The sequence below is a fragment of the Microcoleus sp. Pol8_D6 genome (assembly GCF_036700965.1).
Taxonomy (GTDB): Bacteria; Cyanobacteriota; Cyanobacteriia; order Cyanobacteriales; family Microcoleaceae; genus Microcoleus.
In genome coordinates this window covers 1-1,222 of record NZ_JAUBPW010000168.1, presented here as the reverse complement: position 1 = coordinate 1,222, position 1,222 = coordinate 1, and the positions used below count along the sequence as shown (strand labels likewise).

Annotated in this window: 2 protein-coding genes and 2 pseudogenes; 3 read left to right on the top strand and 1 reads right to left on the bottom strand. The window is 48.6% G+C overall.

Translation table 11 applies throughout. The features are described from left to right. A pseudogene (locus QUA10_RS29035) lies at positions 1-546 on the bottom strand (hypothetical protein); the annotation flags it as partial. A 159-nt stretch (positions 547-705) separates the two neighbouring features. On the opposite strand from QUA10_RS29035, the gene QUA10_RS29260 reads away from it, so the two are divergent. The 3 genes and pseudogenes from QUA10_RS29260 to QUA10_RS29025 form a co-directional block, all read left to right on the top strand. Next, entirely contained in the window at positions 706-903 is a 198-nt protein-coding gene (locus QUA10_RS29260) for a ribbon-helix-helix protein, CopG family (protein WP_445243616.1), read from the top strand. Beyond that, positions 897-1,070, top strand: coding sequence for a hypothetical protein (locus QUA10_RS29255; RefSeq protein ID WP_445243615.1), 174 nt, complete (start codon positions 897-899; stop codon positions 1,068-1,070). Before QUA10_RS29260 ends, QUA10_RS29255 begins: the two co-directional genes overlap by 7 nt. Before the next feature lie 88 nt (positions 1,071-1,158). Continuing rightward, positions 1,159-1,222, top strand: a pseudogene (locus QUA10_RS29025) (HU family DNA-binding protein); the annotation flags it as partial.

Below are 1,222 nucleotides of genomic sequence, written 5' to 3'. Positions count from 1 at the left end.
ATTTGTAAGTCTGTCGCTCTCTGTGGCATTTCCATCATTTTCCCCCGGTGTAATTTTTGCTGTTTGTGCGATCGGCTCCTGGGCTTGAACTTCTAGCTTTCGCGAAAGATCGACTTTGAATGGAAAGATGCCGAAAAGATCCAGTGCCGGATCGGGCACGGATAGATATGCGCCGCTGGGATTCATAGGCCGGCTGTAACCACAGTGCAAGCACTGAATGATCCACTCTTCCATGCAGCAATCTCGACCAATATGGAGGCTCTCGATAGCCTTGCAAGTCGGGCAATCAAATTTAGATTCGATCGGCTCCTGGGCTTGAATTTCGATCGGCTCCTGGGCTTGAATTTCGATCGCCTCCTGGACTGTTTCGACTTCCGACACCGGGGAAACTTCCAGCAATTGCAGCAGCGGGGGCTGTTTGCCGGCGATGGCATCGATCCAGTTTTGGCGGCACCGGCGATCGCCCTCCGGGAGCACGTTGAGCTGGTAGCCGATTTCCTTGAGTTCCTTTAAATTCTTCTGTTGGAGACTTTCTAGGGTGTACATAGGTTAGGGGAAAAGGTGGGAACCGCCCACCCATTAACATCAGGGGTAAGCTCTGCTGTTGCACGTGCAGAGTTATATTGTTATGATTGCACGTGCTAAAATGTATGTCAATAGTAGCACGTGCAATAATTGAGGAGAGTCTTAATATGGCTAGAAGCTATGGTAAATCAGGGAAAGAAGACAACAATAAACGCGACGGTTCGCTTGGAGCCAGAGGACTGGGAAGCGCTGGACGAGAAGGCGAAAGCGATGGGACTGGATTCGAGGACGGACTTGATCCGGAATATCGCTCGGGGATACATCGAAACCAAAAAAGCTTTAACAACGGAGGAGAAGCAAGTTTTGGGAAAATGCTAAGCCAGTTGAGAGAATTGCAGCAATCTCATCTGGCTTACGTTGAGTCTCACGAAGAAAGGCTTCGAGTGAGACTAGAAGCAGCACAACAACATCATCAGGATGTGATGGAGAAAATGAAACAAATAGAACAGGAGATACTTTGCCTCTTAGGAGAAACAGTTTCATAGTTTCAGCGACCAGCATCGCCGTCGGGTGCTGGTTTTGCGTTTGCGTTACTAATAACTAATAACTAATGACTAAAGGGCGATCGCACTTATGAACAAAGGTGAGCTGATTGATGCAGTTGCGGAAAAGGCTAGCGTGACGAAAAAGCAGGCAG